Origin of the sequence: Microcoleus sp. N9_B4, assembly GCF_036701635.1 — a bacterium.
GTDB lineage: Bacteria > Cyanobacteriota > Cyanobacteriia > Cyanobacteriales > Microcoleaceae > Microcoleus.
In genome coordinates, this window is the sequence record NZ_JAUBRC010000007.1 from 173532 (window position 1) to 198540 (window position 25009).

Annotated in this window: 19 protein-coding genes, 1 tRNA gene, 1 pseudogene and 1 other annotated feature; of the genes and pseudogenes, 17 read left to right on the forward strand and 4 right to left on the reverse strand. The window is 47.7% G+C overall.

Translation table 11 applies throughout. From position 1 onward, the window contains the following. Window positions 1-19 precede the first annotated feature (19 nt). The 6 genes from QUA43_RS07060 to QUA43_RS07085 all read left to right on the forward strand — a co-directional run bounded on the left by QUA43_RS07060 (window position 20) and on the right by QUA43_RS07085 (window position 5774). Window positions 20-1582, forward strand: a complete 1563-nt coding sequence (locus tag QUA43_RS07060) for a GMC family oxidoreductase N-terminal domain-containing protein (RefSeq protein ID WP_333372242.1) — start codon at window positions 20-22, stop codon at window positions 1580-1582. A 115-nt stretch (window positions 1583-1697) separates the two neighbouring features. After that, window positions 1698-2102, forward strand: coding sequence for a nuclear transport factor 2 family protein (locus tag QUA43_RS07065; RefSeq protein WP_333372244.1), 405 nt, complete (start codon window positions 1698-1700; stop codon window positions 2100-2102). A 63-nt stretch (window positions 2103-2165) separates the two neighbouring features. Beyond that, window positions 2166-2546 (forward strand): hypothetical protein, encoded by a 381-nt coding sequence (locus QUA43_RS07070; protein WP_333372246.1) that lies wholly within the window; start codon window positions 2166-2168, stop codon window positions 2544-2546. 166 nt (window positions 2547-2712) lie between these two features. Further along, window positions 2713-3708, forward strand: a complete 996-nt coding sequence (locus QUA43_RS07075; protein ID WP_333372248.1) for a nitronate monooxygenase — start codon at window positions 2713-2715, stop codon at window positions 3706-3708. A 155-nt stretch (window positions 3709-3863) separates the two neighbouring features. Further along, a complete protein-coding gene (locus QUA43_RS07080) occupies window positions 3864-4799 on the forward strand; it encodes an alpha/beta hydrolase (protein WP_333372249.1) in 936 nt (311 codons plus the stop codon). A 540-nt stretch (window positions 4800-5339) separates the two neighbouring features. Beyond that, window positions 5340-5774: a hypothetical protein gene (locus QUA43_RS07085; RefSeq protein ID WP_333372251.1), complete on the forward strand. Its 435-nt coding sequence runs from the start codon at window positions 5340-5342 to the stop codon at window positions 5772-5774. A gap of 190 nt (window positions 5775-5964) precedes the next feature. On the opposite strand, the gene QUA43_RS07090 is transcribed toward QUA43_RS07085, so the two are convergent. Beyond that, on the reverse strand, window positions 5965-7074 hold the full coding sequence (locus QUA43_RS07090) for an alpha/beta hydrolase (protein ID WP_333372253.1): 1110 nt from the start codon (window positions 7072-7074) through the stop codon (window positions 5965-5967). 155 nt (window positions 7075-7229) lie between these two features. Between QUA43_RS07090 and QUA43_RS07095 the strand changes: the two genes are divergently transcribed. Beyond that, window positions 7230-12194 (forward strand): amino acid adenylation domain-containing protein, encoded by a 4965-nt coding sequence (locus QUA43_RS07095; protein WP_333372255.1) that lies wholly within the window; start codon window positions 7230-7232, stop codon window positions 12192-12194. 147 nt (window positions 12195-12341) lie between these two features. After that, entirely contained in the window at window positions 12342-16412 is a 4071-nt protein-coding gene (locus tag QUA43_RS07100) for an amino acid adenylation domain-containing protein (RefSeq protein WP_333372257.1), read from the forward strand. Window positions 16413-16444: 32 nt separating this feature from the next. Here the strand turns inward: QUA43_RS07100 and QUA43_RS07105 are convergent, their stop codons facing one another. Beyond that, window positions 16445-17881 carry an inorganic phosphate transporter gene (locus tag QUA43_RS07105; RefSeq protein ID WP_445301952.1) on the reverse strand — a complete coding sequence of 479 codons (1437 nt, stop codon included), beginning with the start codon at window positions 17879-17881 and terminating at the stop codon, window positions 16445-16447. Between the two features lie 40 nt (window positions 17882-17921). On the opposite strand from QUA43_RS07105, the gene rplS reads away from it, so the two are divergent. The 9 genes from rplS to rplL all read left to right on the forward strand — a co-directional run bounded on the left by rplS (window position 17922) and on the right by rplL (window position 22516). Next, window positions 17922-18305 (forward strand): 50S ribosomal protein L19, encoded by a 384-nt coding sequence (gene rplS, locus QUA43_RS07110; protein WP_333047681.1) that lies wholly within the window; start codon window positions 17922-17924, stop codon window positions 18303-18305. A 134-nt stretch (window positions 18306-18439) separates the two neighbouring features. Then, window positions 18440-18512: transfer RNA gene (locus QUA43_RS07115), tRNA-Trp, on the forward strand. After that, entirely contained in the window at window positions 18483-18692 is a 210-nt protein-coding gene (locus QUA43_RS07120; protein ID WP_333372261.1) for a hypothetical protein, read from the forward strand. Before QUA43_RS07115 ends, QUA43_RS07120 begins: the two co-directional genes overlap by 30 nt. 144 nt (window positions 18693-18836) lie before the next feature. Beyond that, window positions 18837-19070, forward strand: coding sequence for a preprotein translocase subunit SecE (gene secE / locus QUA43_RS07125; protein WP_333372263.1), 234 nt, complete (start codon window positions 18837-18839; stop codon window positions 19068-19070). Further along, window positions 19067-19705: a transcription termination/antitermination protein NusG gene (nusG, locus tag QUA43_RS07130; protein ID WP_333054359.1), complete on the forward strand. Its 639-nt coding sequence runs from the start codon at window positions 19067-19069 to the stop codon at window positions 19703-19705. Before secE ends, nusG begins: the two co-directional genes overlap by 4 nt. A gap of 3 nt (window positions 19706-19708) precedes the next feature. Then, window positions 19709-20134, forward strand: a complete 426-nt coding sequence (gene rplK, locus QUA43_RS07135) for a 50S ribosomal protein L11 (RefSeq protein ID WP_333031062.1) — start codon at window positions 19709-19711, stop codon at window positions 20132-20134. Between the two features lie 220 nt (window positions 20135-20354). Further along, the gene (rplA, locus tag QUA43_RS07140) at window positions 20355-21068 is read left to right on the forward strand and encodes a 50S ribosomal protein L1 (protein WP_190663916.1); all 714 of its coding nucleotides are present in this window, start codon (window positions 20355-20357) and stop codon (window positions 21066-21068) included. Between the two features lie 109 nt (window positions 21069-21177). After that, window positions 21178-21350: a sequence feature (ribosomal protein L10 leader region), on the forward strand. Between the two features lie 29 nt (window positions 21351-21379). After that, window positions 21380-21988 carry a 50S ribosomal protein L10 gene (rplJ, locus tag QUA43_RS07145; protein ID WP_333325630.1) on the forward strand — a complete coding sequence of 203 codons (609 nt, stop codon included), beginning with the start codon at window positions 21380-21382 and terminating at the stop codon, window positions 21986-21988. A 138-nt stretch (window positions 21989-22126) separates the two neighbouring features. Further along, window positions 22127-22516: a 50S ribosomal protein L7/L12 gene (gene rplL, locus QUA43_RS07150; protein WP_333054355.1), complete on the forward strand. Its 390-nt coding sequence runs from the start codon at window positions 22127-22129 to the stop codon at window positions 22514-22516. Window positions 22517-22695: 179 nt separating this feature from the next. Here the strand turns inward: rplL and QUA43_RS07155 are convergent, their stop codons facing one another. Together QUA43_RS07155 and QUA43_RS07160 are read right to left on the reverse strand one after the other, a co-directional pair. Beyond that, window positions 22696-24324, reverse strand: coding sequence for an FAD-dependent oxidoreductase (locus tag QUA43_RS07155; RefSeq protein WP_333372279.1), 1629 nt, complete (start codon window positions 24322-24324; stop codon window positions 22696-22698). 180 nt (window positions 24325-24504) lie between these two features. Then, window positions 24505-25009 (reverse strand): annotated as a pseudogene (locus QUA43_RS07160) (CopG family transcriptional regulator); the annotation flags it as partial.

Genomic DNA, 25009 nt, shown 5'->3' on the forward strand with positions numbered 1-25009 from the left:
AGCAAACAAGGAGAATTCCATGACGAACTATGACTACATTATTATCGGTGCAGGTTCGGCAGGCTGCGTGGTCGCCAACCGTTTGACAGAAGACAGTAAAACAACAGTGTTATTACTCGAAGCTGGCAACCCGGATACGAAACCGGAGATTCAAACCCCCTCGGAATGCCTAAAACTATTAGGTTCTGAGGTGGACTGGGGATATTTTTCCGAACCAGAACCGTACTTAAATAATCGCAAAATCTATTGTCCCCGCGGCAAAGTCTTGGGTGGCAGCAGTGCGATTAATTTCATGCTTTATATTCGAGGCAATCCTCATGATTATGACCACTGGCAACAATTAGGTAATCCCGGTTGGAGTTACCAGGATATGTTGCCCTATTTCAAGAAATCCGAGCACCAGCAACGAGGTGCCTCCGAATACCACGGGGTTGATGGGGAGTTGAGCGTCACCGATCTCATGGACACTGCGGTAATGTCTCAACGCTTTGTCGAGACAGCAGTGGCAATGGGCTATGACGATAATCCTGACTTCAACGGCAGTCAACAAGAAGGGGCAGGCTTTTATCAATTTACGATTAAAGATGGGAAGCGGCACAGTACGGCTGCGGCTTTTCTTCTTCCGATTCTCGATCGTCCGAATTTGACAACCACAACAGGCGCGTTGGTGACTCGGTTGTTATTTGAGGGCACTTGCACCGTTGGGGTGGAATATCTTCACGAGGGCACGCTGCACCAAGTCAGCGTCAACCAGGAAGTGATTTTAAGTGCTGGTGCGTTCGATTCGCCCAAACTGCTGATGCTTTCCGGCATTTGGGATGCAGCACACCTGCAAGCCTTGGGCATTCCTGTTGTCGCAGATCTGCCTGGGGTCGGTCAAAATCTCCTAGATCACGTTCTTGTTCCCATTACCTACCAGGCAACTGAGGCTGTCCACCCTGCCAGCAGCAGCAGTGGGATTGGTGAAGCTGGATTGTTCTTGCATAGCGAGCATAACTTGGATGTTGCGCCAGATTTACAGTGTTTCGCAGGTCCCATTCTGTGGGCACCACCTGGCTCTAACCGCTCTGGCCCGGGATTCTTTGGGGTCGCCTCTTTGACCCATGCTCAAAACATTGGGAGTGTCAGCTTGCGATCGTCCGATCCCAAAGATACACCGATGATTCGGCTGAACTATCTGCAAAGTGAAACCGATGTACAAACGCTAGTCGCAGGGCTTAAACTACTCCGCCAAATCTTTGAGACTGATGCCTTTGATGAGTTTCAAGGGGAGGAATTGGCTCCTGGTAGCGATATGCAGAGCGATGAAGCGCTCTCCGCTTACATCCGAGACGCTTGCGATACGATGTACCATCCTGTCGGCACTTGCAAAATGGGGACTGATTCAATGGCGGTGGTAGACCCCGAACTGCGGGTACATGGGGTTGAGGGGTTGAGGGTCGTCGATGCCTCAATTATGCCAACGATCACTACAGGAAATACGAATGGGCCGATAATTGCGATCGGCGAAAAAGCAGCCGATTTAATTAAAGTCGCAGGTGGCGTTTCAAAGCAAAGACCTTTGGCGATGATCGCACACTGAAAAGAGCGATCGATCAGTTTTTAGGAGAATCGACGATCGTGATGCTCGATCGATTAAGTCCAGATGAAGTGACAGCACTAGAACTGGCAACGGGTGTACCGAAATGCTTTGAAATATGCCTAACACAACAGGAAACTTGAGCGCGCCAACCCAACATGAAACGCCAACAGTGCTGCAACGAATGTCTGATGCCATCAACGCACACGACGTTGACGCGTTCGTGAGCTGCTTCGCTAATGATTACAAGGGTGAACTACCGCTGCATCCTGAGAGTTCCTTCACCGGACTAGCCCAAGTCCGGGAGAACTGGACTGCCTTGTTTGCCCAGGTTCCAGATTTACGTGCAACTTTGGTTGCTTCGACGATCCACTGTGACCTCGCCTGGGCTGAATGGCACTGGCAAGGTACGCGCACGTCCGGATCGGCACTGAATATGCGTGGTGTAGTCGTTGCTGGCCTACGCAACGGAATCATCGCGTGGGCAAGGCTATACATGGAGCCGGTTCATGACCAGTCGTGAACTGGCTAGGTAGAAGTAGATTCTAAGAAGAAAACCGAACGCTCAAAACTACAAGAGGAAACGATGAAAACACTACTGAAGCGATTTGCGTTACTGCTTGGTTTGATGACTGGTGTTTCAACTTATCTTGTCTTACCAGCCTCGGCTGATTCTACTGCTGACTTGGTACTCAGTTTGAAGTGCCAAGGTGGATACAACGTTAATGTTTGGAAAAGGTATAATTCGGGCGAACTTCTCTACCGTTCTACAAGTCCTCAAGGTAATTTGAGTTTGGGCAAGGGAACTAGAGACGATACAGAAGCGGCTCAAGTTTATAAGTTTAAGAATGGCAACTATAAATATCAAGTGCTTGGTGGTAAGGGAGATCATCAAGGGAAGGGGACTTTAGAGGTGTACAAGAACGATCGCTCCATTATGAGTAAAACTTGTACAACAAATGGATGAATTGATCTGCTTGTGAACAACTCAAAAACCTGTCTTTAGAAATAGAAAGATTAACTTGCTGCTTAACTCAGGGAACTTGAGTGGTCGGAACAGGATGAACGTTGAAGAATGAAAGCAGTACATAAAAGGGAAAATTATGACACCAACTCTCGCATCAGTAGGATATATGCACACTCTTCTCTGTCGCCAGATCGGCATTACCCACCCCATCTTCTCCGCAGGTATGGGACCTGTAGCCGGACCAGAACTCGCGGCGGCGGTGTCGAATGCTGGTGGCTGTGGGGTGCTGGGTGGAGTGTTCATGCCACCCCCGATCCTCCAACAAGCGATCCGCCGCATCCGCGCCCTGACGCAGAAACCTTTTGGGGTGAACCTCATTCTTCCCCTGCTAGAAGAAGGGCAGATTGATGTCTGCCTAGCAGAGCGGGTACCGCTGCTGGTGCTCTTTTGGGGTGATCCAAGCCCCTACATCGCCGAGGCTCACCGACGTAATACCAATGTCTTTATCCAGGTGGGGTCGATCGAGGAAGCCACAGCCGCTGCCGCTATGGGTGTTGATGCGCTCATCGTTCAAGGGGTCGAAGCAGGGGGGCACGTGAGGAGCCGCACCTCGCTGTCAACCCTTGTGCCAGCGGTGGTCGATGCGGTTACATCCGTGCCTGTGGTTGCCGCTGGAGGTATTGCTACGGGTCGAGGAGTGGTAGCAGCCCTCAATCTTGGAGCACAAGCGGTGTCTATGGGGACGCGGTTTCTGTGTAGCACCGAAGCCGCTGCAACTCGTGCTTACCAGGAACGGGTCGTCAGCAGCACAGCCGAGGACACGGTGTATACCACGCTTTTCGATGGTGGTTGGTCTGATGCGCCCCACCGGGTGCTACGCAATGCTACGTTCACGGAGTGGGAGGCTGCGGGCTGTCCAACGAGTGGGCAGCGTCCAGGTGAGGGGACGATCGTCGGTACTGTCCCACTGGCTGGCACCACTATGGATGTGCCGAAATATGGGTCGATGATTCCAATCACTGGCTTCATCGGGGATATGGAGTCTGTGGCTCTCTATGCAGGGGAGTCATGCAATCTGATTCACGACATTAAGCCCGCAGCGCAGATTGTTCAGGACGTGGTACGAGAGGCTGAAGAGGTCATCACACAGATGCAGCGGTAACGGAAAAATTAACTCGCCGCTTAACTCACGGAACTTGAGTGTTCTGAATGCAATGAAAGTTGAACAATGAACACATTAAGGAGTTGTAGCGACCTGCAACACCAATCAGCGAACACAATCGCTATCAGTGCGTGGAAGACATCGCAAAGGACAGTATGCAAAGGAAAACATTCAAAACGTCTGATGGTAATGAATTGAGCTACATCAGTGCAGGTCAAGGAAAACCGCTCGTGATGCTTCACGGTTGGTCGCAGTCCGCAGAACAATTCAAATATCAAATTCCCGTTTTTGCCGAACAATATCAGGTGATCGCTGTTGATCTGCGGGGACATGGTGAGTCAGAAAAAGTATCGTTCGGTTATCGAATTTCTCGCTTGTCTAAGGATGTTCAGGAATTGATCGGTGCTCTGCAACTCGAAAAGCCACACCTGCTAGGTCACTCAATGGGATGTGCCATTATCTGGAGCTACCTCGACCTATTCGGCTCAGATGAAATCGATCGGTTAGTGTTGGTCGATCAATCGCCACTGGGAACATTGCGATCGCATTGGAACGTTCAAGAAATAGCAGAATCCGGGGCAATTTTTACTGCTGAACAACTCAATGCAGTAATACATACCCTGGAGAACGGCAACGCCGAGGAATCGACTCGAAACATCCTGACTTCAATGGTTACATCAGCGATGTCCAAGGAACAGTTCGAGTGGATTGTCGAGTGCAACCAACGCTTGCCGCGCGCGATCGCTGCAACTTTGCTATACAACCATCTTCATACGGACTGGCGCGATCGCATAGTCAGAATTCGTCAGCCAACTCTGATTATTGGTGGCAGAAAAAGTCTGGTTCCGTGGACATCGCAAGCCTGGATTAATCAAAGCATCCCTGACTCTGAGTTGGAAATCTTTGAGGAGGCTGAGGGCGGCGGACATTTCATGTTCATCGAGAATCCAGAAAAGTTCAATCGACGAGTTTTGCAGTTTCTATCGCGATCGCTTTACCCAGCAGCCCAACATTCCTTCCACCGGGGCGCGGACAACGGATGTCGCGGTCAATTAAAGCACTACAGATTGCGCCGGGTGAATGCGTCGTGATGGCATCAGCCCGAAAGTCGATCGAGCCCGTGATTCAGGGTGGTCGTTTATCTAAATATCAACGCTAGATTCAACGAGTCGGTGACTGCGAAAGTCAACGTAATTTACGACGGATTTTAGATGGAGAAGGACTGGCATCACATTCGACGGCTATTTTTTGGTTAGAAACAGTTTGCTTATTTCAAATTAAAGGGATGCTTTAATTTATTTAATTCGCTTCAACCTACTCACATAATTTAAACTCGTTCCTCTTCATTATTAACTTACCAAAAATTCGGCAAAAGTAGAAGAGGCTTGCAGCCTCTCCCTAAGATGTAAAATTGGTTCTATAGAGTTGGAGTATCTATGAGGTTGCTAGTTAGAAAATTAAAACTCATCAGCTAATTTAGTTATGGCCTCCGATAGTTACGCAGCATTTCATTATTAGTACAACATAAGTTGCAGAGAGATATATATGCTGGAGGGCAAAGCAACATGACATTTATACGAGCGTGGCGATTCATAACACTGATGCTGGCTTCATTTAGCCTAAGTTTGTCTATGACACATTTGCTAGAGTTGCCACAAAGAATGCAGTTTGACCAGCAACTTTGGGTGAGAGTAACGGTCTTTGAAAATGTTTATAAATTGTTTGGCTCAGTCGGCGCAGCTTTTGAAATTACAGCGATTTTGACAGCAATCGTGCTGGCATTTCTTGTTCGCAAACATGGTTCAACTTTTTACTGGACGTTGGGCGGGGCTATTCTCTTGGTGCTAGCGTTTGTGAGTTGGATCATGTTTGTCGCGCCAATGAATGCTGAATTCGCCCAATGGTTGACGAATCCCGTTCCAGCAGATTGGACGCGGTATCGGGATCAATGGGAGTATGCACACGCAGTCAACGCCTTGATTAAAATCATTGGGCTAAGTTTGCTCGTGATTTCTGTGATTGTAGAAACGCCGAAAAAGAGAGCGATCCATTCTGATCAGGAGTGAGGCTCGTTTATTAGATGGATGAGCTGCTAAAGGCTGGGGCTGCCTATGCGCTGGTAAGGTTGCTTGCAGGACATTAAAAATAAAGTAGAAGCAGGCGGGACACCCGACAATAACCATCCTCAAATTGTGCAACGCCTAATTTTAAGGCCGCCACAGCCAGAACCTACAAGATTTTAACTCACATTTTTAGTCACGAAATTTCAGTGCAGAATGCCCTGACAGCTTCGGCAAACTGCTGGTTATGCTCCATTAATGCCATGTGTCCTCCTTTCTGTATAGTAACTAGCTCTGCTTGAGGTAATTCTGCTTTCATTCGCAGGCTAGCTGGGGGGGTAGTGGCGATATCTGAATCGCCGCAGATCACCAACACAGGAATGTCAATCGATCGCAAAGTTTTTGTTTCATCATATTTGAACATTCCCAGTGTGCCGCGAGCGAGAACGCCGGGAGAACCCAAGGCTGATAAGAAAGCTGAGAACTCTAATTGACCGCGCGTTTCCGTGCCTTTAAATCCAGATAATTCTACACTGATGTGCAGTGAACCATTGAGATAGCTCAGCCAAGTCATTCCCCACATAATGGGTTCCAGAGCTATGGTGAGATAGAGGATAGGTTGGAGCAGCGGCTTTTGCAAAGCGCGTAATAAACCGCTAAAAATAGCGGTTTTGAGGGGATTAGTATAAGTCGTATTTACCAGAATTAAACCAGCTACTCGACTACCGAGAAGTTCTGGAAAAAGCCGACTGAATGTTAGAGTAATCATGCCGCCGATGCTGTGTCCGAGTAGGATAACAGGTTTAGTTCCTGCTATGGCAATGACGGCTTCGAGATCGCGGGCAAATTTTTCTAGGGAGTAGTCGCTGTTTTTTGGTCGAGTGGATTTTCCCAAACCTGGAAGATCCCAAACAATCACTCGGTAGCGATCGCTTAGTTGCCGTTTCGCGTAATACCAAACCATACTATTCGGCCCCCAACCATGGGAGAGAATAATCGGCTGTCCGTCCTCTGGGCCGTAGAATTCTACTTGTAAAATGGTGCCATCAGGCCTCTCTACTCGCTGAACCGTACCCGTCCGCGTCGGCTTCGGTTCGTCAGCACCGGGGCGGCGGAACAGCGGCAAACTGATCAAGCGACCGCCAACACACCACAGAAGCATCAAGACTCCGCTGACTAAGTAGGACATCCCTACAAGTTGGCCGATGTACCATTCGTAAATAATATATATACCTCCGCCAAGTACCCCGACGGACAGCAGTCCCAGCAGCCATAGGAACAGGAAATTGAACGGCATGAACGGCATAAGCTGAAACCTTGGGTAGGATTTTGGTTGCGGATTCAAACAGAATCATACTCAGGTTAGGCCACAGTAAGCAAGCGATCAGTTAAGCTCTTAATTTGTGCGCTGGTAGAATTTATTTTATTGATTTGCCCAAGTTAATGACAGGATGACTCAAAATGCCCGATCCAAAAATATCGAGTTCATCGCCAAATGCCAGAGATTCTGTCAGGGTGGAGTTAGTTGAGTTTTTATCTTACCTTCGCAGTCTAGATATTAATATTTTTGTTGAGGGCGATCGCCTGCGCTGCAACGCTCCCGAAGGAATTATTACACCAGAACTGCGCGCCGAAATTTCTCATAAAAAAGCCGAAATTATTTCATTTTTAAAAGCAGCTAATCGCACTTCTAGTTTCACTCCTACACCGATTGTTCCGATGGGGCGGGACGGAAATCTACCGCTTTCCTTTGCACAGCAGCGCTTGTGGTTTCTCGACCAATTAGTCCCGAACAATCCTTTTTATAATGTTCCCGCAGCATTGCGTTTGACAGGTTCGCTCAATTTTTCGGCGCTGCAACAAACCTTCAATGAAATTGTGCGCCGCCACGAAGCTTTACGCACGACTTTAGCAGTAGTCTCGAACCAACCAGTTCAGAGAATAGCTGCTGCTTTCCACCTCCCAATTAATGTAGTGGACTTGCGAAATTTGCCAAAGGAATCTCGACAAACTGAAGCAAACAGGCTCACCGCCCAGGAAGCTCAACGCTCTTTCAATTTGTCCAAGGACTTGTTGCTGCGAGTCACATTATTGCAGTTAGATGATGCCGAATATTTACTAATGCTGAATATGCACCACATTGTCTCCGATGGTTGGTCTATCGGAGTGCTAATTCAGGAATTAGGCGCACTTTACACGGCATTTGCTAGCGAAAAACCTTCGCCTTTACCGGATTTGTCGATCCAGTATGCTGATTTTGCAAAATGGCAGAGCGAATGGCTGCAAGGGGAAGTTTTAGAAACGCAGCTTGCTTACTGGAGACACCAGTTAAACGGCATTTCTATGCTAAATTTGCCTGCGGATCGACCCAGGCCAGCAATTCAAAGTTACCGAGGCAAAAGGCAATTTTTGCTACTGCCAAAACAACTGAGCGAGGCTTTAGAAACGTTGAGCCAGCGCGAAGGAGTGACGCTGTTTATGACAATGCTGGCAGCTTTTAAAACGTTGCTTTACCATTACGCGCAGCAAGAAGATATTGTAGTAGGTTCGCCGATCGCCAATCGCAACCGCAGTGAAATTGAAGCATTAATCGGTTTTTTTGTCAACAGTTTGGTATTGCGTACAGATTTGTCGGGAAATCCAACTTTTCGGGAACTTTTAAACCGAGTCAAAGAGGTAGCATTAGGAGCTTACGCTCACCAAGATTTGCCGTTTGAGAAGTTAGTAGAAGAACTGCACCCCGATCGCGCGTTGAACCAAAATCCCTTATTTCAGGTGGCGTTTGCGCTGCAAAACGCGCCGGGGAATCGGTTAGAATTGCCAGAATTAACACTCAGCCCGCAGCAGTTAGATGTGGGTACGGCGCGGTTTGATTTGGAGTTTCATTTGTGGGAGCGATCGCCCAACAGCTCGGGAAGCAACCAATCGCCCAGCAATAAGCTGTGGGTTGATAGCTCAGAGGGCATCAGCGGCATGGTTATTTACAGCGCCGATTTATTTGATGAAGCTACGATTGCGCGCCTGATCGGGCATTTTCAAGCCTTGTTAGAAAGCATTGTGACAAATCCCGAACAGCGAATTGCCAACCTGCAATATTTGAGCGCCAAAGAGCGCTATCATTTGTTAGTTGAATGCAACAATACTCAGGCGGATAATCCGCAAGATTTGTGCATCCATCAGCTATTTGAAATGCAGGCAGATCGGACACCGGATGCAGTGGCGCTGGTATTTGGAGAGGAGCGAGTCACCTATGGAGAGCTAAATCTCCGCAGCAACAAACTAGCACGTTATTTGCAAAAAATTGGGGTTGGGGCGGAAGTTTTAGTCGGGCTTTGCTGCGGGCGATCGCTCGATCTGATTGTGGGGATGTTGGGTATCCTGAAAGCGGGAGGAGCTTACTTAATTTTAGATCCGAGCTATCCTGCTGAGCGATCGAGCTTTATGGTAAAAGATGCTCAATTATCTGTTGTGTTAACTCAGCAGCAATGGATAGAGAATTTGCGCTCGCCCAATTTACAGATAGTTTGTTTAGACACAGACTGGGAGATGATTTCCCAAGAAATCGCCGACAATCCCACCAGCGCAGTCACAGCCGAAAATCTGGTTTACGCGATTTACACTTCCGGGTCCACGGGAAAGCCGAAAGGAGTGGAAATTGAGCACGGGAGCTTGTTAAATCTGGTTTTTTGGCATCAAAGAGAGTTTGGGGTGTCAGCGGGCGATCGAGCAACGCAAATTGCTGCGATCGGCTTTGATGCTTGCGGGTGGGAAATTTGGCCTTATCTAGCAGCCGGATCTAGCATCTACTTTCCCGAAGATGACATCAGGCGAGATCCTGAAAAACTGCAAAACTGGTTAGTATCAAACGCCATTACAATTAGCTTTTTGTCAACACCATTAGCCGAGAAAGTTTTGCTATTAGATTGGCCTCAAACAACAGCGTTGCGAATCTTGCTCGCAGGCGGCGAAAAACTGCAACAACATCCTTTAAAATCCCATCCATTTAAGCTAGTAAATAATTACGGCCCAACCGAGAACACCGTCGTCACAACTTCCGGTTATATTCCTGTAACAGAGCAAACAGACATCCCCCCGACAATTGGCCGCCCCATTGCTAACACTCAAATCTACATATTAGACAAATATTTGCAGCCCGTACCAGTGGGCGTTGTTGGCGAATTGTACATCGGCGGAAACGGACTCGCTCGCGGCTACCTCAACCGCCCAGATTTAACCGCACAAAGCTTTATTGTCAATCCTTTTAAACCAAATTCAGGAGAGCGAATTTACAAAACCGGCGACTTAGTGCGCTACAGAGGCGATCGCAACCTTGAATTTTTAGGACGCATTGACGAACAAGTAAAAATTCGCGGTTTCCGCATCGAATTAGGAGAAATCGAGACAGTATTAACTCAACATCCTGCCGTGCAGCAAACTGTAGCAATAGCTTCGGAAGATGGACAGGGAGATAAACGTTTAGTAGCTTATATTGCCCTGAATGCAGAATATAGCGTTGCCCGCGAAAAAAACCAAATAATGCAATTGCAGGACGAACAGGTTTTGCAGTGGCAAATGCTCTACAATGAAACTTACAATCAACCTGCTGTTGACTCAGATCCAACATTTAATATTGTCGGCTGGAATAGCAGTTATACTAATCAGCCAATCCCAGCAGAACAGATGCGCGACTGGGCGAACAATCAAGCAGCCCAAATTTTAGCTTTGCAGCCTAGCCGAGTGTTAGAAATTGGCTGCGGCACAGGTTTGTTGCTGTTCCAAATTGCCCCTCGCTGCACTCAATATTGCGGAACAGACTTTTCACCTATTTCGCTCAACTATATTCAGCAGCACTTGGCAAATCAACAGTTAGCTAATGTAACGCTGCTTCAGAAAATGGCGACAGACTTTGAAGGAGTAGAGACAGCAGCTTTTGACGCAGTAATTCTCAACTCTGTCGTGCAATATTTCCCGAATATGGACTATCTCGTGCAGGTGCTAGAAGGTGCGGTGAAAGCAACTGCTCCCGGCGGCTTTATATTCATCGGAGATGTCCGCAGCTTGCCGTTGCTGGCAGCTTTCCACGCTTCGGTACAACTGTATCAAGCCGAACCTTCTCTCGCGGGCGAACAGTTGCAGCAGCGAGTACAAATGCAAATTTTTCAAGAAACAGAGTTAGTTATTGATCCAGATTTTTTTAGCGCATTAAAACAGCGCTTTCCGCAGATTGGCGGCGTAGAAATTCAATTAATTCGCGGTAGCGATCGCAATGAGTTAACTAATTTTCGGTACAATGCGATTCTGCATATTGCGTCTGAAACAGATCCCCCCCAATCCCCAGGGCGGTTTCATTCTCACGAAAATCAGGCTTTTGTAGGGGCGGTGCCCCCGTGCCCGCCCCCACCCACAGACGATTTCACAGGCGTTTGGGACATGGGGGCAACCACGGGGGGATTGCCCCTACCGAGAATGAAACCGCCCTGCCCCCAATCCCCGGCACAAGGGGAGTTGGGCGGATCGAAACGGCTGGATTGGTTGGATGAAAATCAGAAGCTGACTGTTACCAAGGTGCAACAAATATTATTGCAAAATCAACTCAATGTTTTAAGAATTGCTAATGTGCCTAATGCCCGGGTAACGGCAGCAGTTAAGGCGGCAGAATTGCTGTCTGTTGTCGATAAATTTCCCACAGCAGGTCAGTTGCAGAAAGCCGTGGAAAAAGTCGAGGATTTAGGAGTCGATCCCGAAGCGTGGTATGCTTTAGAAGTTGCGTATAATGTTAATATTAGTTGGTCTAATTCCGACGGTCAAGGGCGCTACGATGTAGTGTTTGCACGGGGCGAAATTAGAGATTTTGTGCGAGAAACCCGAAGCGATAGCTTGCGTCCTTGGCGCTCTTATGCTAACAATCCTTTACAAGCTAAAGCTGCACGAAAATTAGTGCCACAGTTGCAGGCTTATCTAGCAGAAAAATTGCCGGAATATATGCTTCCGTCGGCTTTTGTGGTGCTGGAGTCGCTACCTGTGACGGCTAACGGAAAGGTCGATCGCGTCGCTTTGCCTGCACCGCAGCCAATTAAGTTAGAATGGGCTGGCGGTTATGTTGCGCCTCATACTTCTATTGAGGAAGTTTTAGTGAAAATTTGGGCTGAGGTTTTGGGGATAAAGCGAGTGGGTATCCGGGACAATTTTTTTGAATTGGGAGGCCATTCGCTGCTGGCGACTCAGCTTGTTTCTAGAGTGCGAGATGCTTTCGGGGTAGAGTTGCCTTTGCGCCGGGTTTTTGAAGCGCCGACAATTTCAGAATTATCTAAGATTGTTGAGAGTTTGAAAGATAAGAATGCTAAAAGTGATGCTCCGGCTTTAGTGCCGATTTCGCGCGATAGTCGGCGGCGGAAGCTATCATCTTTTACTGGACCTATTGCATAATTTTTTGATTGGTCAACCGCAGATATAAGGCAGATTAACGCAGATTAACGCAGATGATTTTAAGAGGGTTTGTGAATGAGTGCAAGAGATATAATCGAGAAAGTCAATAAAAATGATGGCGGTTGAACAGGTGCAATTTCGATAAATATGCAGCAAGAAATAGAAGTTTTTGTATTCCCCGCATCATTTGCTCAGCAGCGGCTTTGGTTCCTCAATCAATTAGCACCGGGCAATCCTTTTTACAATGTCTCAGCAGCGCTCCGCTTAACTGGTTCGCTCAACTTAAGATGCTTAGAGCAAACTTTCAATGAAATTGTGCAGCGGCACGAAACTTTACGCACTACTTTTACGCTTTTGGAAGGGAAACTCGTACAAGTTATTGCTCCCTTTTTAACCGTATCTCTCCCCACAATCGACTTACAAAATCTCTCGCCAACTCAGCAGGAAACCGCAGCGCTGCAACTCGCAACCGATGCAGCGCAATGCCCTTTCGATTTAGCCGCTGGGCCGTTATTTAAAGTAACGCTGTTACAACTCAGTGAAACAGAACATATATTGTTGCTGAATTTACATCATATTGTGGCTGATGGTTGGTCGATTGGAGTGCTAATTCGAGAGCTGGGAACGCTCTACACAGCATTTGTAAAAAATGGGATCTCGCACTTACCAGCACTGCCCGTGCAGTACGCCGACTTTGCAGAGTGGCAGCACCAATGGTTGCAGGGCGAAGTATTAGAAACCCAGTTAGCTTATTGGCGGCAGCAGTTAAACGGAATTACCACACTCAATCTACCAACAGACAGGCAAAGACCAGCCGTTCCATCCTACCGCGGCGCTAAACAATTTATAACACTATCACCTGCTTTGAGCGAGGCGCTAAAGTTATTTAGCCAGCAAGAAAGCGCGACTTTATTTATTACTCTACTAGCCGCTTTTCAAACTTTGCTGTACCGCTATACGGGACAAGTAGATATTGCAGTAGGAACGCCGATCGCCAATCGCAACCTGAGCGAAATAGAAGCATTAATCGGGTTTTTTGTCAACAGTTTAGTGCTGCGTGCAGATTTATCAGGAAATCCCACTTTTCGGGAACTATTGCATCGGGTAAAAAACGTCGCAATGGCAGCCTACGCCCACCAAGATTTGCCCTTCGAGAAGTTGGTTGAGGAATTACACCCCGATCGCGAGTTGAGCCGCAATCCCCTATTTCAAGTTAGTTTCAGCCTGCAAAACACTCCTGTAGCAGCGCTAGAATTGCCGGGAATCGTTGGAGAGGCGATCGACTTTGACGCGGGAACCGCCAAGCTAGATTTAGAGTGCCACTTGTGGGAAAATGCAGGAAGTATTCAAGGGCAATTTGTGTACAGCACAGATTTATTTGATAGCGGCACAATTGCGCGCATGGCGGGACATTTCCAAACCCTGCTCGAAGCCATTGTTGCCAATCCCAAACAGCACCTCAGCGACTTGGCTTTGCTGACAGCGCCAGAATACCAGCAATTATTAAATGATTGGAATGACACTCAGAGAGATTATCCGCAAAACCAGTGTTTCCATCAGCTATTTGAAGAGCGAGTCGCGCGATCGTCTTCGAGGGCTCCGCTAACGCCCCATGCTGTCGCCGCCGTCTTTGAAAACCAACAGTTAACCTACCGCCAACTCAACAGCCGAGCCAACCAACTTGCACATTACTTGCAGCAATTGGGAGCAGCACCAGAAGTTTTAGTGGGCCTTTGTGTAGAACGTTCCTTAGATGCGATCGTCGGATTGCTAGGCATTATCAAAGCAGGCGCAGCCTACCTGCCTTTAGATCCAACTTATCCTCAAGAGCGGCTTAACTTCATGTTAGAAGATGCTCAGGTGTCGATTTTGGTAACTCAGCAGCACTTAGCAAAAAACTTGACGCAGCCGGAAAATTACGGAGTTTTTTCAGTAGTGTGTTTGGACTCAGACAGAAAAATTATCGCCCAACAAAGCCGAGAAAATCCAACTATAAAAATCCTACCAGGAAACCTAGCCTACGTCATTTACACATCTGGTTCAACCGGAAAACCCAAAGGCGTTTTAATCGAACATCGGGGACTCTACAACTTAGCCCTAGCTCAAATAGAAGCTTTTAACTTAAACTCAAATCACCGCATTTTGCAATTTGCATCCCTGAGTTTTGATGCCTCAATCTTTGAGATTGTTATGGCCTTAGGAACCGGAGCAACACTTTACTGTGCCAAGAAAGAATCTTTGTTGCCCGGACAAACATTAATCCAATTTTTGCAGGACAATGCTATTACCCACGCTACCCTCCCGCCCTCGCTGCTAGCTGTCCTTCCAAACGCCGAACTTCCCGCACTGCAAACAATCATCTGTGCTGGCGAATCCTGTTCCCCGGATGTTGTAAAACGCTGGGCTTTTGGGCGCAGGTTTTTTAACGCTTACGGCCCCACAGAAGCGACAGTCTGGTCAAGTTTGGCCGAAATTGGCGATAGCAAAAAAACGCCAATCGGCCGCCCAATAGCTAATACTCAACTCTATATTTTAGATAAAAATTTACAGCCTGTACCCGTTGGAGTTCCAGGTGAATTGTACATCGGTGGCAGCGGATTGGCGCGAGGATACCTGAACTTGCCCGAATTAACCGCCCAGCGATTTATTGCTAATCCGTTTAGCCAGAAAGCGGGAGAACGAATTTACAAAACAGGTGACTTAGCTCGTTATTTACCTGACGGCAATATTGAGTTTTTAGGCCGCACTGACGAACAGGTAAAAATTCGCGGTTATCGAATAGAATTGGGAGAAATTGAAGCGCTGCTGCTTCAGCATCCCGCAGTCAAAGAAACAGCGGTGGTGGCTGAAGATGATTTGTCTGGAAACAAGCGCCTAGTTGCTTATGTCGTTCCCAATCAAAATCAGACGCTTAATCCCTTGGAAATGCGGAATTTCCTCAAACAACAACTGCCCAATTACATGATTCCCAGTGCTTTTGTGGCGATCGATTTTCTGCCCCTAACTCCCAATGGCAAAATCGATCGCAACCGCCTAATATCGCGGGAGAATCTCATTAGCAATTCAACAGATAAAAGCTGCATTGCACCTCGCACGCCAACCGAGTCAACCCTCGCCCAAATTTGGTCAAAAATCCTTAACACAGAGCCTGTTGGCATTGGCGACAACTTCTTCGATTTGGGTGGAGATTCCCTGCTCGCAATTCGCCTCATTAATGAGATAAGCCAGCAATTTGAGCGCGAGTTACCGCTGTCTGCTCTGTTTTTGCATCCCACAATTGAAGGTTTAGCAGATTCGCTAGATTCAGGAACAAATTCTGAGGAATGGTCGCCGTTAGTGGCAATTAAGCCTCGCGGTAAAAATCCCCCGTTCTTCTGCGTCCATCCCATCTTTGGCGTGGTATTTCCTTATGTCGAGTTAGCCTTTGGGCTAGGAGAAAATCAACCGTTTTACGGGCTGCAACCCAAAGGAATTGACGGCGAAAGTTCTCCGTTAACTAGCATTGAAGACATGGCGGCTGACTACATCGCAGCTTTGCGTACCGTTCAACCAAAAGGGCCTTATTTTTTAGGAGGTTGGTCTTTTGGTGGTTTGGTGGCTTTTGAGATGGCTCAACAGTTACTCGCAGCGGGTGATGAAGTGGCTTTGCTGGCTGTGCTGGATACTTTAGCGCCGGTTCCTGCTAACAAACCTTCTTTTTGGGACGGTTGCAAGTTTATTCTAACTACTGTTTCGCGCTCTATCTGGCCTTTTGTAGTAGATTATTTTCGCTTGATGGCTGCTGCGGAAAATGTGCAAGTTGGCGGTATTGCTGCCAGGTTTCCTAAATTAAATAAGATGCTTAATGTGGTAGCTAATTTTTGGCATCGCTGGAATTGGAAACAGGCTGTTATGGTTAGCATCTTATTTCAGGAGTCCAAACAAAAAAGCTGGCGCGAGCTGGCAATTCCGTCGATGTTCACTGTATTTCAAGCTAACAGTCAAGCAACTCTCAGCTATGTACCGAAAATTTATCCGCACCGAATTACTTTGTTTAGATCCGGGGAAAAGCTCAGCACGAACCATCAAGATCCAACTCTTGGCTGGAGCGATTTAACGGCGGCACAAGTAGAGGTGATTCGAGTTCCTGGCAATCACCTTACTATGTTGAGAAAGCCCTGTGTTGAGGTGCTGGCCAGACAGCTAAACCTTTGCTTGAAGCAGAAATTAAGTGATTGAGCGGCCGTTGGGCGCGATCGATCGAATTGCGTTCATCTGGCTAAAATCCATTGGGCGATGCTAAAAATGCTAGCACCCAAACCTGCTGCGATCGGAATTGTCACCAGCCAAGCCGAACCAATTGACAGCAAAGTTTCCCAGCGTACTGATTTCCAAGCTTTGACAAGTCCGACTCCGACAACTGCACCGACTAAAGCGTGGGATGTGGAAACTGGCAAACCGAAGCGGGATGCTAGCAAGACCGTGGTGGCTGTGGCTAATTCCGCGCAAAATCCGCCGCTGGGTTGGAGTTGGATGATCTTTTCGCCGACTGTGGCAATTACATTTTTGCCCCAGAGGGTTAAACCGATGACTATTCCTGCGCCTCCGACGACTAAAATCCACAGTGGTACGCTGAAATCCTCTGAGGGAAAGGAACCTGTGCGCCGGATGTAGGCGATCGCAGCTAGGGGAGCAACTGCATTTCCTACGTCGTTGGAACCGTGGGAAAATGCTACAAAACAGGCGCTCAAGACTTGAAATCTCGCCATTTGTTGCTCGATGGGAGAGTGGCGGGGAGGGGGAGAGGGGGAGAGGGGGAGAGTGGGAGATTGGGAAAATATTCCCTCTTTCTTATTCCTTGCATCCGTTACATCCGTTACATCCGTTACAAAAGAAGCGGACGTACCTTCTTCCTTCTCAACTGATTCTAATTTTTTCCAGCTATTGAGTGTCAGGCCGATCGCAGCTATTGCCGCGATGCCAATGACAAAATCGTGAATTGGAAGATTCCAGCCAAATCTATCCTGCGCGGCGGCGATCGCCCCTGTCTGCACCAAAGCAACATCCACAATAGACGGCAGTACAATTATCCCGAATACGCTCAGCATTACTGCACTCAGCCAAGGTATCCACTCGCGCAGTTGAAATAGAGGATCTGGCCGATCGAGAATCCAATACTTCACCCCACTGTAAAATAGTGCGGCTAAAGCACCGCTGGCAACAGGTGTCGCCAGCCAAGTTAGGGATATGGTGCCGATGGTTCGCCAATCAACCGCATTAATTCCGGCTGCAACACAGCTAAAACCCGCGATCGCGCCCACCACTGCATGGGATGAAGAAACCGGCAAACCTCGACTGGTAGCGATTTGCAGCCAGATCCCGCAAGCTATCAGCACTGACACCATCCCGATTAAAAATACTTGCGGTTGGGTGGCGAACACTTGTGCATTCACAACTCCTGTTGCCAGAGTTTCGGAAACTCCTTGCCCAAACAGCACTGCGCCGGAAAACTCCAGTATGCCTGCAACAATTATTGCCTGCCGCAGCGTTAGAGCCTTCGAGCCTACTGATGTCCCCATCGAGTTAGCGACATCGTTGGCACCCAAGTTGGCAGCGACGTACAAGGCGAGTGCGGCCATTGCCCCTAGTTGCAGAAATACGACCCCAGAGGTATCTAACATAGAAATTTTTTGACATAAAACGGGCATTTCGATATATGATAAGGGATTGTGAGTTTTGGTAAATCCGATGAAAGGCGCAGAAATAATCCGTTCTATCGAGACGGCAGAAATAAATAGAGTCAAGGTAGAACTCAGCAAAGTTCTCCCCGAAATTTACGTGGGCGACACAGTGCGAGTCGGCGTAAGAATTAAAGAGGGTAACAAAGAACGGGTTCAGCCCTATGAAGGGACTGTGATTGCCATGCGTAACGGCGGGATTAATGAAACAATCACCGTCCGCCGCGTGTTTCAGGGCGTCGGAGTGGAACGGGTGTTTTTGATTCACTCGCCCCGCATCGCCACGATCCAAGTGATGCGCCGCGGGAAAGTCCGCAGAGCAAAACTTTACTACCTGCGCGATCGGGTGGGCAAAGCTACTCGCGTCAAACAGCGGTTCGATCGCTCCCTGTAGGAATGCACCCAGCTTCCCGTTGGTTCATGGTTCATGGGAAATTGAGAAATTTCAAAAAAAAGTTTCCCATTTAGGAGCGCACTGTGTTAAAATAGAAATCTAGAGGTTAAGCGAATTTCAGCAACCTCACCTGTGCGCTCTTAGTTCAGTTGGTAGAACGCAGGTCTCCAAAACCTGATGTCGGGGGTTCAAGTCCTCCAGGGCGCGCTGAATCACCAAACTTTAAATTCTGCCCGAAAGCGCCCGGATTATTGGCTGGCAACAGTCAAAACCCCAAACTTTCGGGTAGAATTAATTTTTGTGGGCGGTTCGCAAAAAATGCCATCAACAAATGCTCGGTGTGGCTTCTCGATCGTCGGTTTCGGCGATCGGCATTTACGCCGTTGATTGGTTGGGCTTGTAAAAAAGTCGTGGCTTTAGATTTGAGATTTGGGACTTGGGCGTAAGTGGTTAGTGTCAAAAAATCTGAGAGCCGCGGGCCACTCACACTATCTAAAATCTAAAATCTAAAATCGCAAGGGGGATTAAATCGTGGCGAAAAAAGACGAAGCTCAAGAAACTCAAGAAATAACGGCGTCTGGGTTTAACCCTGCGAGTTTTTTTAAGGAAACTAGAGAAGAACTCGACAAAGTGGTTTGGCCGAGCCGGCAGCAGCTAATCAGCGAGTCTTTGGCCGTGCTTTTGATGGTAATCCTCTCAGCAAGCCTGATTTATTTGGTGGATAATTTCTTTAACTGGGGCGCGGGAAAGGTGTTTGGGCCATGACTTTTGCATCAGAAGAATCTGAGTATTCCACAGAAGCGACGGGACAGGCAGCATCGCCAGATGTGCCGGAGATTGATGCTCGCTGGTATGCTGTTCAAGTTGCCTCTGGCTGCGAAAAGCGCGTGAAGGCCAATTTGCAGCAGCGGATTCAAACTTTGGATGTTGCCGATCGCATCGTTCAAGTCGAAATTCCGCAAACTCCGGCAATCAAAGTCGGCAAAGACGGTTCCAGGCGGCAGTCAGATGAAAAAATCTTTCCCGGCTACGTACTCATCCGTATGTTTATGGACGAGGATACGTGGCAGGTGATCAAGAATACCCCGAATGTAATTAACTTTGTCGGGGCAGAGCAGAAACGCCGCTACGGGCGCGGCAGGGGTCACGTCAAACCGCTACCTCTGAGTCATTCGGAAGTAGAACGGATCTTCAGAAACGCTCAGGAATCAGAACCAGTTGTCAAAGTATCGATGTCTACTGGAGACCACGTTGTGGTACTTTCCGGGCCATTTAAGGATTTTGAAGGTGATGTGATTGAAGTTAGCCCGGAACGAAACAAGCTCAAAGTTTTACTCTCGATTTTTGGGCGCGATACGCCTGTAGAATTGGAGTTCAATCAGGTTCAGAAACAGAACTAACTAATGGCAAAGAAAGTTGTTGCAGTAATTAAGTTGGCGATTACGGCGGGAAAAGCCAACCCAGCTCCTCCGATCGGCCCAGCTCTGGGTCAGCACGGCGTCAATATTATGATGTTTTGCAAGGAGTACAATGCTAGAACCGCAGACCAAGCAGGTCTGGTGGTTCCGGTAGAAATTTCGGTTTTTGAAGACCGCAGTTTTACGTTTATTCTCAAAACCCCACCGGCGTCGGTTTTGATTCAAAAAGCCGCTGGCATTGCTAAGGGTTCGGGAGAACCTAATCGCAAGCAAGTAGGGTCGATTACCCAGGCTCAGTTACGAGAAATCGCTGAAACCAAAATGCCTGACCTCAATGCTAATGATGTTGAGGCTGCTATGAAAATTGTGGCAGGAACGGCTAAAAATATGGGCGTGGCGATCGCGGATTGAAGTCAGTTGTCAGTTGTCAGTTGACAGTTGACAGTTGTCAGTAATTCAGGATTTTGAAGCTAAAATCTTCAAGCTCAAATCGTAAGTCCTAAGTCGATTCAGGGGGAGAAGCAAAGCTTCGCTAAGAATCGCAAATTTTTTAGATTTGAAATGACCAAAACGGCTCAATTCTAAAATCTAAAATCTAAAATCTAAAATCGACTAACCCCAAAAAATAACAATGGCAAAGAAAGTATCTCGAAGACTGCAAGAACTTCAAAAGAAAGTTGAAGACAGACCTTATCTACCGCTGGAAGCTCTGCAACTTTTGAAAGAAACAGCAACCGCTAAGTTTGGCGAAGCTGCTGAAGCTCACATCCGTTTGGGAATTGACCCGAAATATACTGACCAACAGTTGCGGACAACTGTATCGCTACCAAAAGGAACTGGTCAAGTAGTCAGAATTGCGGTGATTGCTAAGGGCGAAAAAGTTAAAGAAGCTCTGAATGCTGGCGCGGATATTGCTGGTTCTGAAGAGTTGATCGATGAAATTCAGAAGGGCATGATGGACTTCGATTGCCTGATTGCTACCCCAGACGTGATGCCGTTGGTGGCAAAATTGGGTCGGTTATTGGGCCCGCGCGGTTTGATGCCTTCTCCGAAAGGTGGCACGGTGACGACTGACATTGCTCAGGCGATCAACGAGTTTAAAGGTGGTAAACTAGAATTCCGTGCCGATCGAACTGGCATCGTTCATGTTATGTTTGGCAAGGCAGCTTTCTCAGCGGAAGATTTGCTGGTCAACCTTCATGCTTTGCAAGAAACTGTTGATCGCAACCGTCCTTCTGGTGCTAAAGGTCGCTACTGGCGCAGTTTGTACGTATCCGCAACAATGGGCCCGTCGATCGAAGTCGATATCAGTGCTCTGCGCGATACCAAACTTGATGCTGCGTAGCAAGAATTAAGCAGAAGGCAGAAGGTAAAAGACAGCTTCGGCTGTCAGTGTAAATCTCTCACAAGACTTACGCCAGACCCCTGCTAATGTCTGCCTTCTGGTGATAGCCTAATCAAAAATCAATAAGCTGAAGACCGCAGGTGCCGATCGCTTAATTTCCTGCCGAGGCTGAAGAAATAAAAACTCAAGACTCAAAGATTAGAAATTTTATATTTTTAATTCTGACTTGTTAAGTTTTAATTCTCTGCCCCGGCTCGAAGGTCGGGGTTTTTGACGGGCAGTTTTCGATCCTAAAAGGAGGTGAAATAAGTATGGGCAAAAGTTTAGCAGTAAAAAATGAGATTATTGCAGACCTCAAGCAAACCTTGAGCGAATCTCAACTGGCGATCGTGATTGACTACACGGGCTTAACTGTTGCTGAAATCACAGATTTGCGTCGGCGTTTGCGTCCGAAAGGCAGCAGTTGCCAAGTGGCAAAAAACACGCTGATGCGAATTGCGGTTGAAGGCAACGAAACCTGGCAGCCGATACAAGAATTGCTGACCGGTACGTCGGCGTTCCTGTTCGTCCAAGAAGATATTGGCGGCGCGATTAAAGCTTACCAAGAATTCCAAAAAGTCTCTAAGAAGACTGAACTTCGCGGCGGCGTAATGGAAGGACGGGTACTGAAAGAAGCTGATGTTAAAGCATTAGCCGATCTGCCGTCGAAAGAACAACTCATGGCTCAAATTGCTGGCGCTATCAACGGTGTCGCAACCAAGTTGGCTGTGGGTATCAATCAAGTTCCTACTTCGATCGCTCGCGGTCTTAAAGCTTATGCTGAAAAAGACGGCGGTTCAGCAGAAGTAGTAGCAGAAGCACAACCAGAAGCACAACCAGAAGCGCAACCAGAAGCAGAAGCAGAAAGCGCATCTGTGTAAGTCATTAGTAATTAGTCATGAGTCCTCAGTCATTAGTATTTAGTAATAAATAGAAGACTGGAGACGAAAAACTAAGGATGAATGAGCAAATCTCAAATCCCAAATCCCAAATCTACAATCGAACTAGGAGTTTAACGAATGTCTACTGCAACTGACGAAATCTTGGAAAAACTTAAGTCTCTGACTTTGCTCGAAGCTTCTGAATTGGTCAAGCAAATTGAAGAAGCTTTCGGCGTCAGCGCTGCTGCCCCTGTCGGCGGCATGATGATGATGGGCGGCCCTGCTGCTGCTGCTGCTGAACCAGTAGAAGAGCAAACTGAATTTACTGTCATGCTGGAAGAAGTTCCTGCTGACAAGAAAATCGCAATTCTGAAGGAAGTCCGCGCAATTACCGGTCTGGGCCTGAAGGAAGCAAAAGATTTGGTAGAAGCCGCACCGAAAGCAGTTAAGGAAGCTATTGCTAAGGAAGCTGCTGAAGAAATGAAGAAACAGCTTGAAGCTGTGGGCGCAAAGATTTCTATCAAGTAATCAGAGAAGGTAGTTGATATCAATTCTGGTGACACCGGAATGATGGTTGACTGTTGACTGTTAACTGTTGACTGTTCATTGTTAACTGTTAACTATTCCCTAAAATTAATCGCGCGATAGTTACATCTCTCGCGCGATTAATTATTTTTGGTGTAGGGAAACGGCCTTGCTGTGTCCTCTTAGATTTTAGAGGCGGCTTCCATTTGCCGCACTACTGTTAAAGCAGAATAGGAAACGCCGGCAGTTCCTTCTCCCGGATGGGTGGAGTCGCCTACTAACCACAAGTTTTTAATGGGTGTGCGGTTGGCAAATCCGAAGGGGCCGAAGGTTGGTATTCGCTGCCCGATGCCACCCACAACGCCTCTATCTCTCGCTGTGTAGCGGGCAAAGGTGCGGGGTGTGGCGGCTTCTTGGTGTACGATCGACTCTGGCGTCAAATTGAAATATTCGCTCAAACGGGCGATCGCCCCTGCGGTATATTTTTGCTTCAATCCTTCATAATCAACCGAATTCCACCACATTCGAGTATCAGTAAATGAGGAAGCGATAATTGTCGCCATGCCTTTTGGTGCTCGGCCATCACCCGGATGGCTGACAGAAACAAATAATGAATTATTCTCCCCAATCTCACCTTCGTAATCGTAGAGAAACTGAAGGTGGGGCGGACAATTTTCTGGAATTGCGCTTTCATGCACTCCCAAATATATGACAAATGCACCGGATGCAGGCGGCAGTTTATCGACTCGATATTTGTAGCCTGCCATTTGATTGGGGAGTTTGTTTGTTGTCTCTAAATTCTCTGATTTAACCGAGAAATTATCTGTTAAATTATCTGTTAAATTTCCGACCATCGGCTCGCTTGACAACAATTTTACTAGATTTTGCGCGGTCACGTTGGCAACAATGCGATCGGCAGTTTCTGTCCAAACTTCGCCTGTTTTTTGATTGCGAATCACTGTACCTGTGGCTTTGCCGTTGGCGGTGACAATACTTTCAACTGTGTGCCGCAACAGGACTTTGCCGCCGTCTCGTTCGATCGCCCCTACGAGTCGATCGCTCAACACCTGCATACTTCCTTCTAGATGATACAATCCCTGTGGCTCTTGCGAAACTCCTAAAGCCGTCGCCGCGTAAAGTAGCGCCGTTTCTTCGGTATCAACTTGAGAATACAATTTTAACTGCAAATCCAGAAAAGTTCTCAAGCGCAAATTGTCGCCGAAGCCACAAAGCCACAAAGCATCTCCCACTGTCATAAAAGTGAAAGGCAAAGTAATTAAAGTATCGGGGCGAACTGCTTGAATTAATTGCCAGAAATCCCAGAAGTTTCTGGGCGGTAAAACTGGATCGCGCCCTTGAAAGTTCCAGCTAGCTTTGAACAATGCAGATAATAATTGCCAAAAAGGTTCGCTTCCAGGAAACTGCCGCTGCCTTTCTTCCTGCCACTTTTGCGGATCTCGCCACACGCTAATCGGTGCGGTTTCTCCCGGCAAAAACACCGCACAAGCGGGATCGCAGGGTGTGGCTGCGGGGAGTTCTATGTCTAATTCTGAGAAAATTCGGTGGTGAATGCCTCCGGGTTCCAATCCTGCAACCTGCGTGGCGCCGACATCGAAGGTAAAGCCTTTGCGTTTGAAGGTGGAAGCGCATCCTCCGGGGACGATCGCCTGGTCTAAGACTAGCACTTTGTATCCTCTGCGGGCTAGCAGGGCGGCTGCTGTCAGCCCGCCGATGCCGCCTCCAATTACCGTGACGCGGCCCTTAGTCTCTGTGGGACTGGATTTGCCAAAAGGGGTGCGATCGCCTGTCATAAATTTATTTATTGTAATATTTCTTAATAGTATGCTCATATTTTGCAATAAAAAGCTCTTGTAGCGACAGGTTGAAATCTATCGCTACAAGAGGAAGGAGGCCGAGTTTAAAGGACTTTTTAGGGGTAAACTGCTCCGGACGCACCCGGAGCGTTAGACTGTGGCGTGCTGATGAGAGAATCAGGGACGGCGCCACTTGTTGAGATAAGCTTCGCCAATCCCAGCCACAGCCTGCATTTGAGCTAGCTGGTCCCGTAAAGCTTTGATGGTTCTTAGCTGTTCTTGAGACTGTTGCTGCAAAGCGTCGTAATTTCGCTGTATCGCCGCACTCTGGTTCAATTGATTTTCCAGATATTGCAACTTGGTCAGTTTAACTTGGAAGTCGCCGAACGCACTTGACTTTTCTGCTAACTCGTGCTGCAAAGATTCGTAACTCGACTTTGACACGGTTTCCTGGAATTGGCTTTCGAGATTTTGCTTTTCGGTGGCGAATTGCTGCTGCAAAGATTCCAGAGCACTGGATTTTTCGGCGAGTTGCTGCTGCAAAGATTCCAGAGCACTGGATTTTTCGGCGAATTGCTGCTGAAATTCGTGTTCCCGGTGTTCTCTTTCGGCGAGTTGCTGCTGCAAAGATTCCAGAGCACTGGATTTTTCGGCGAATTGCTGCTGAAATTCGTGTTCCCGG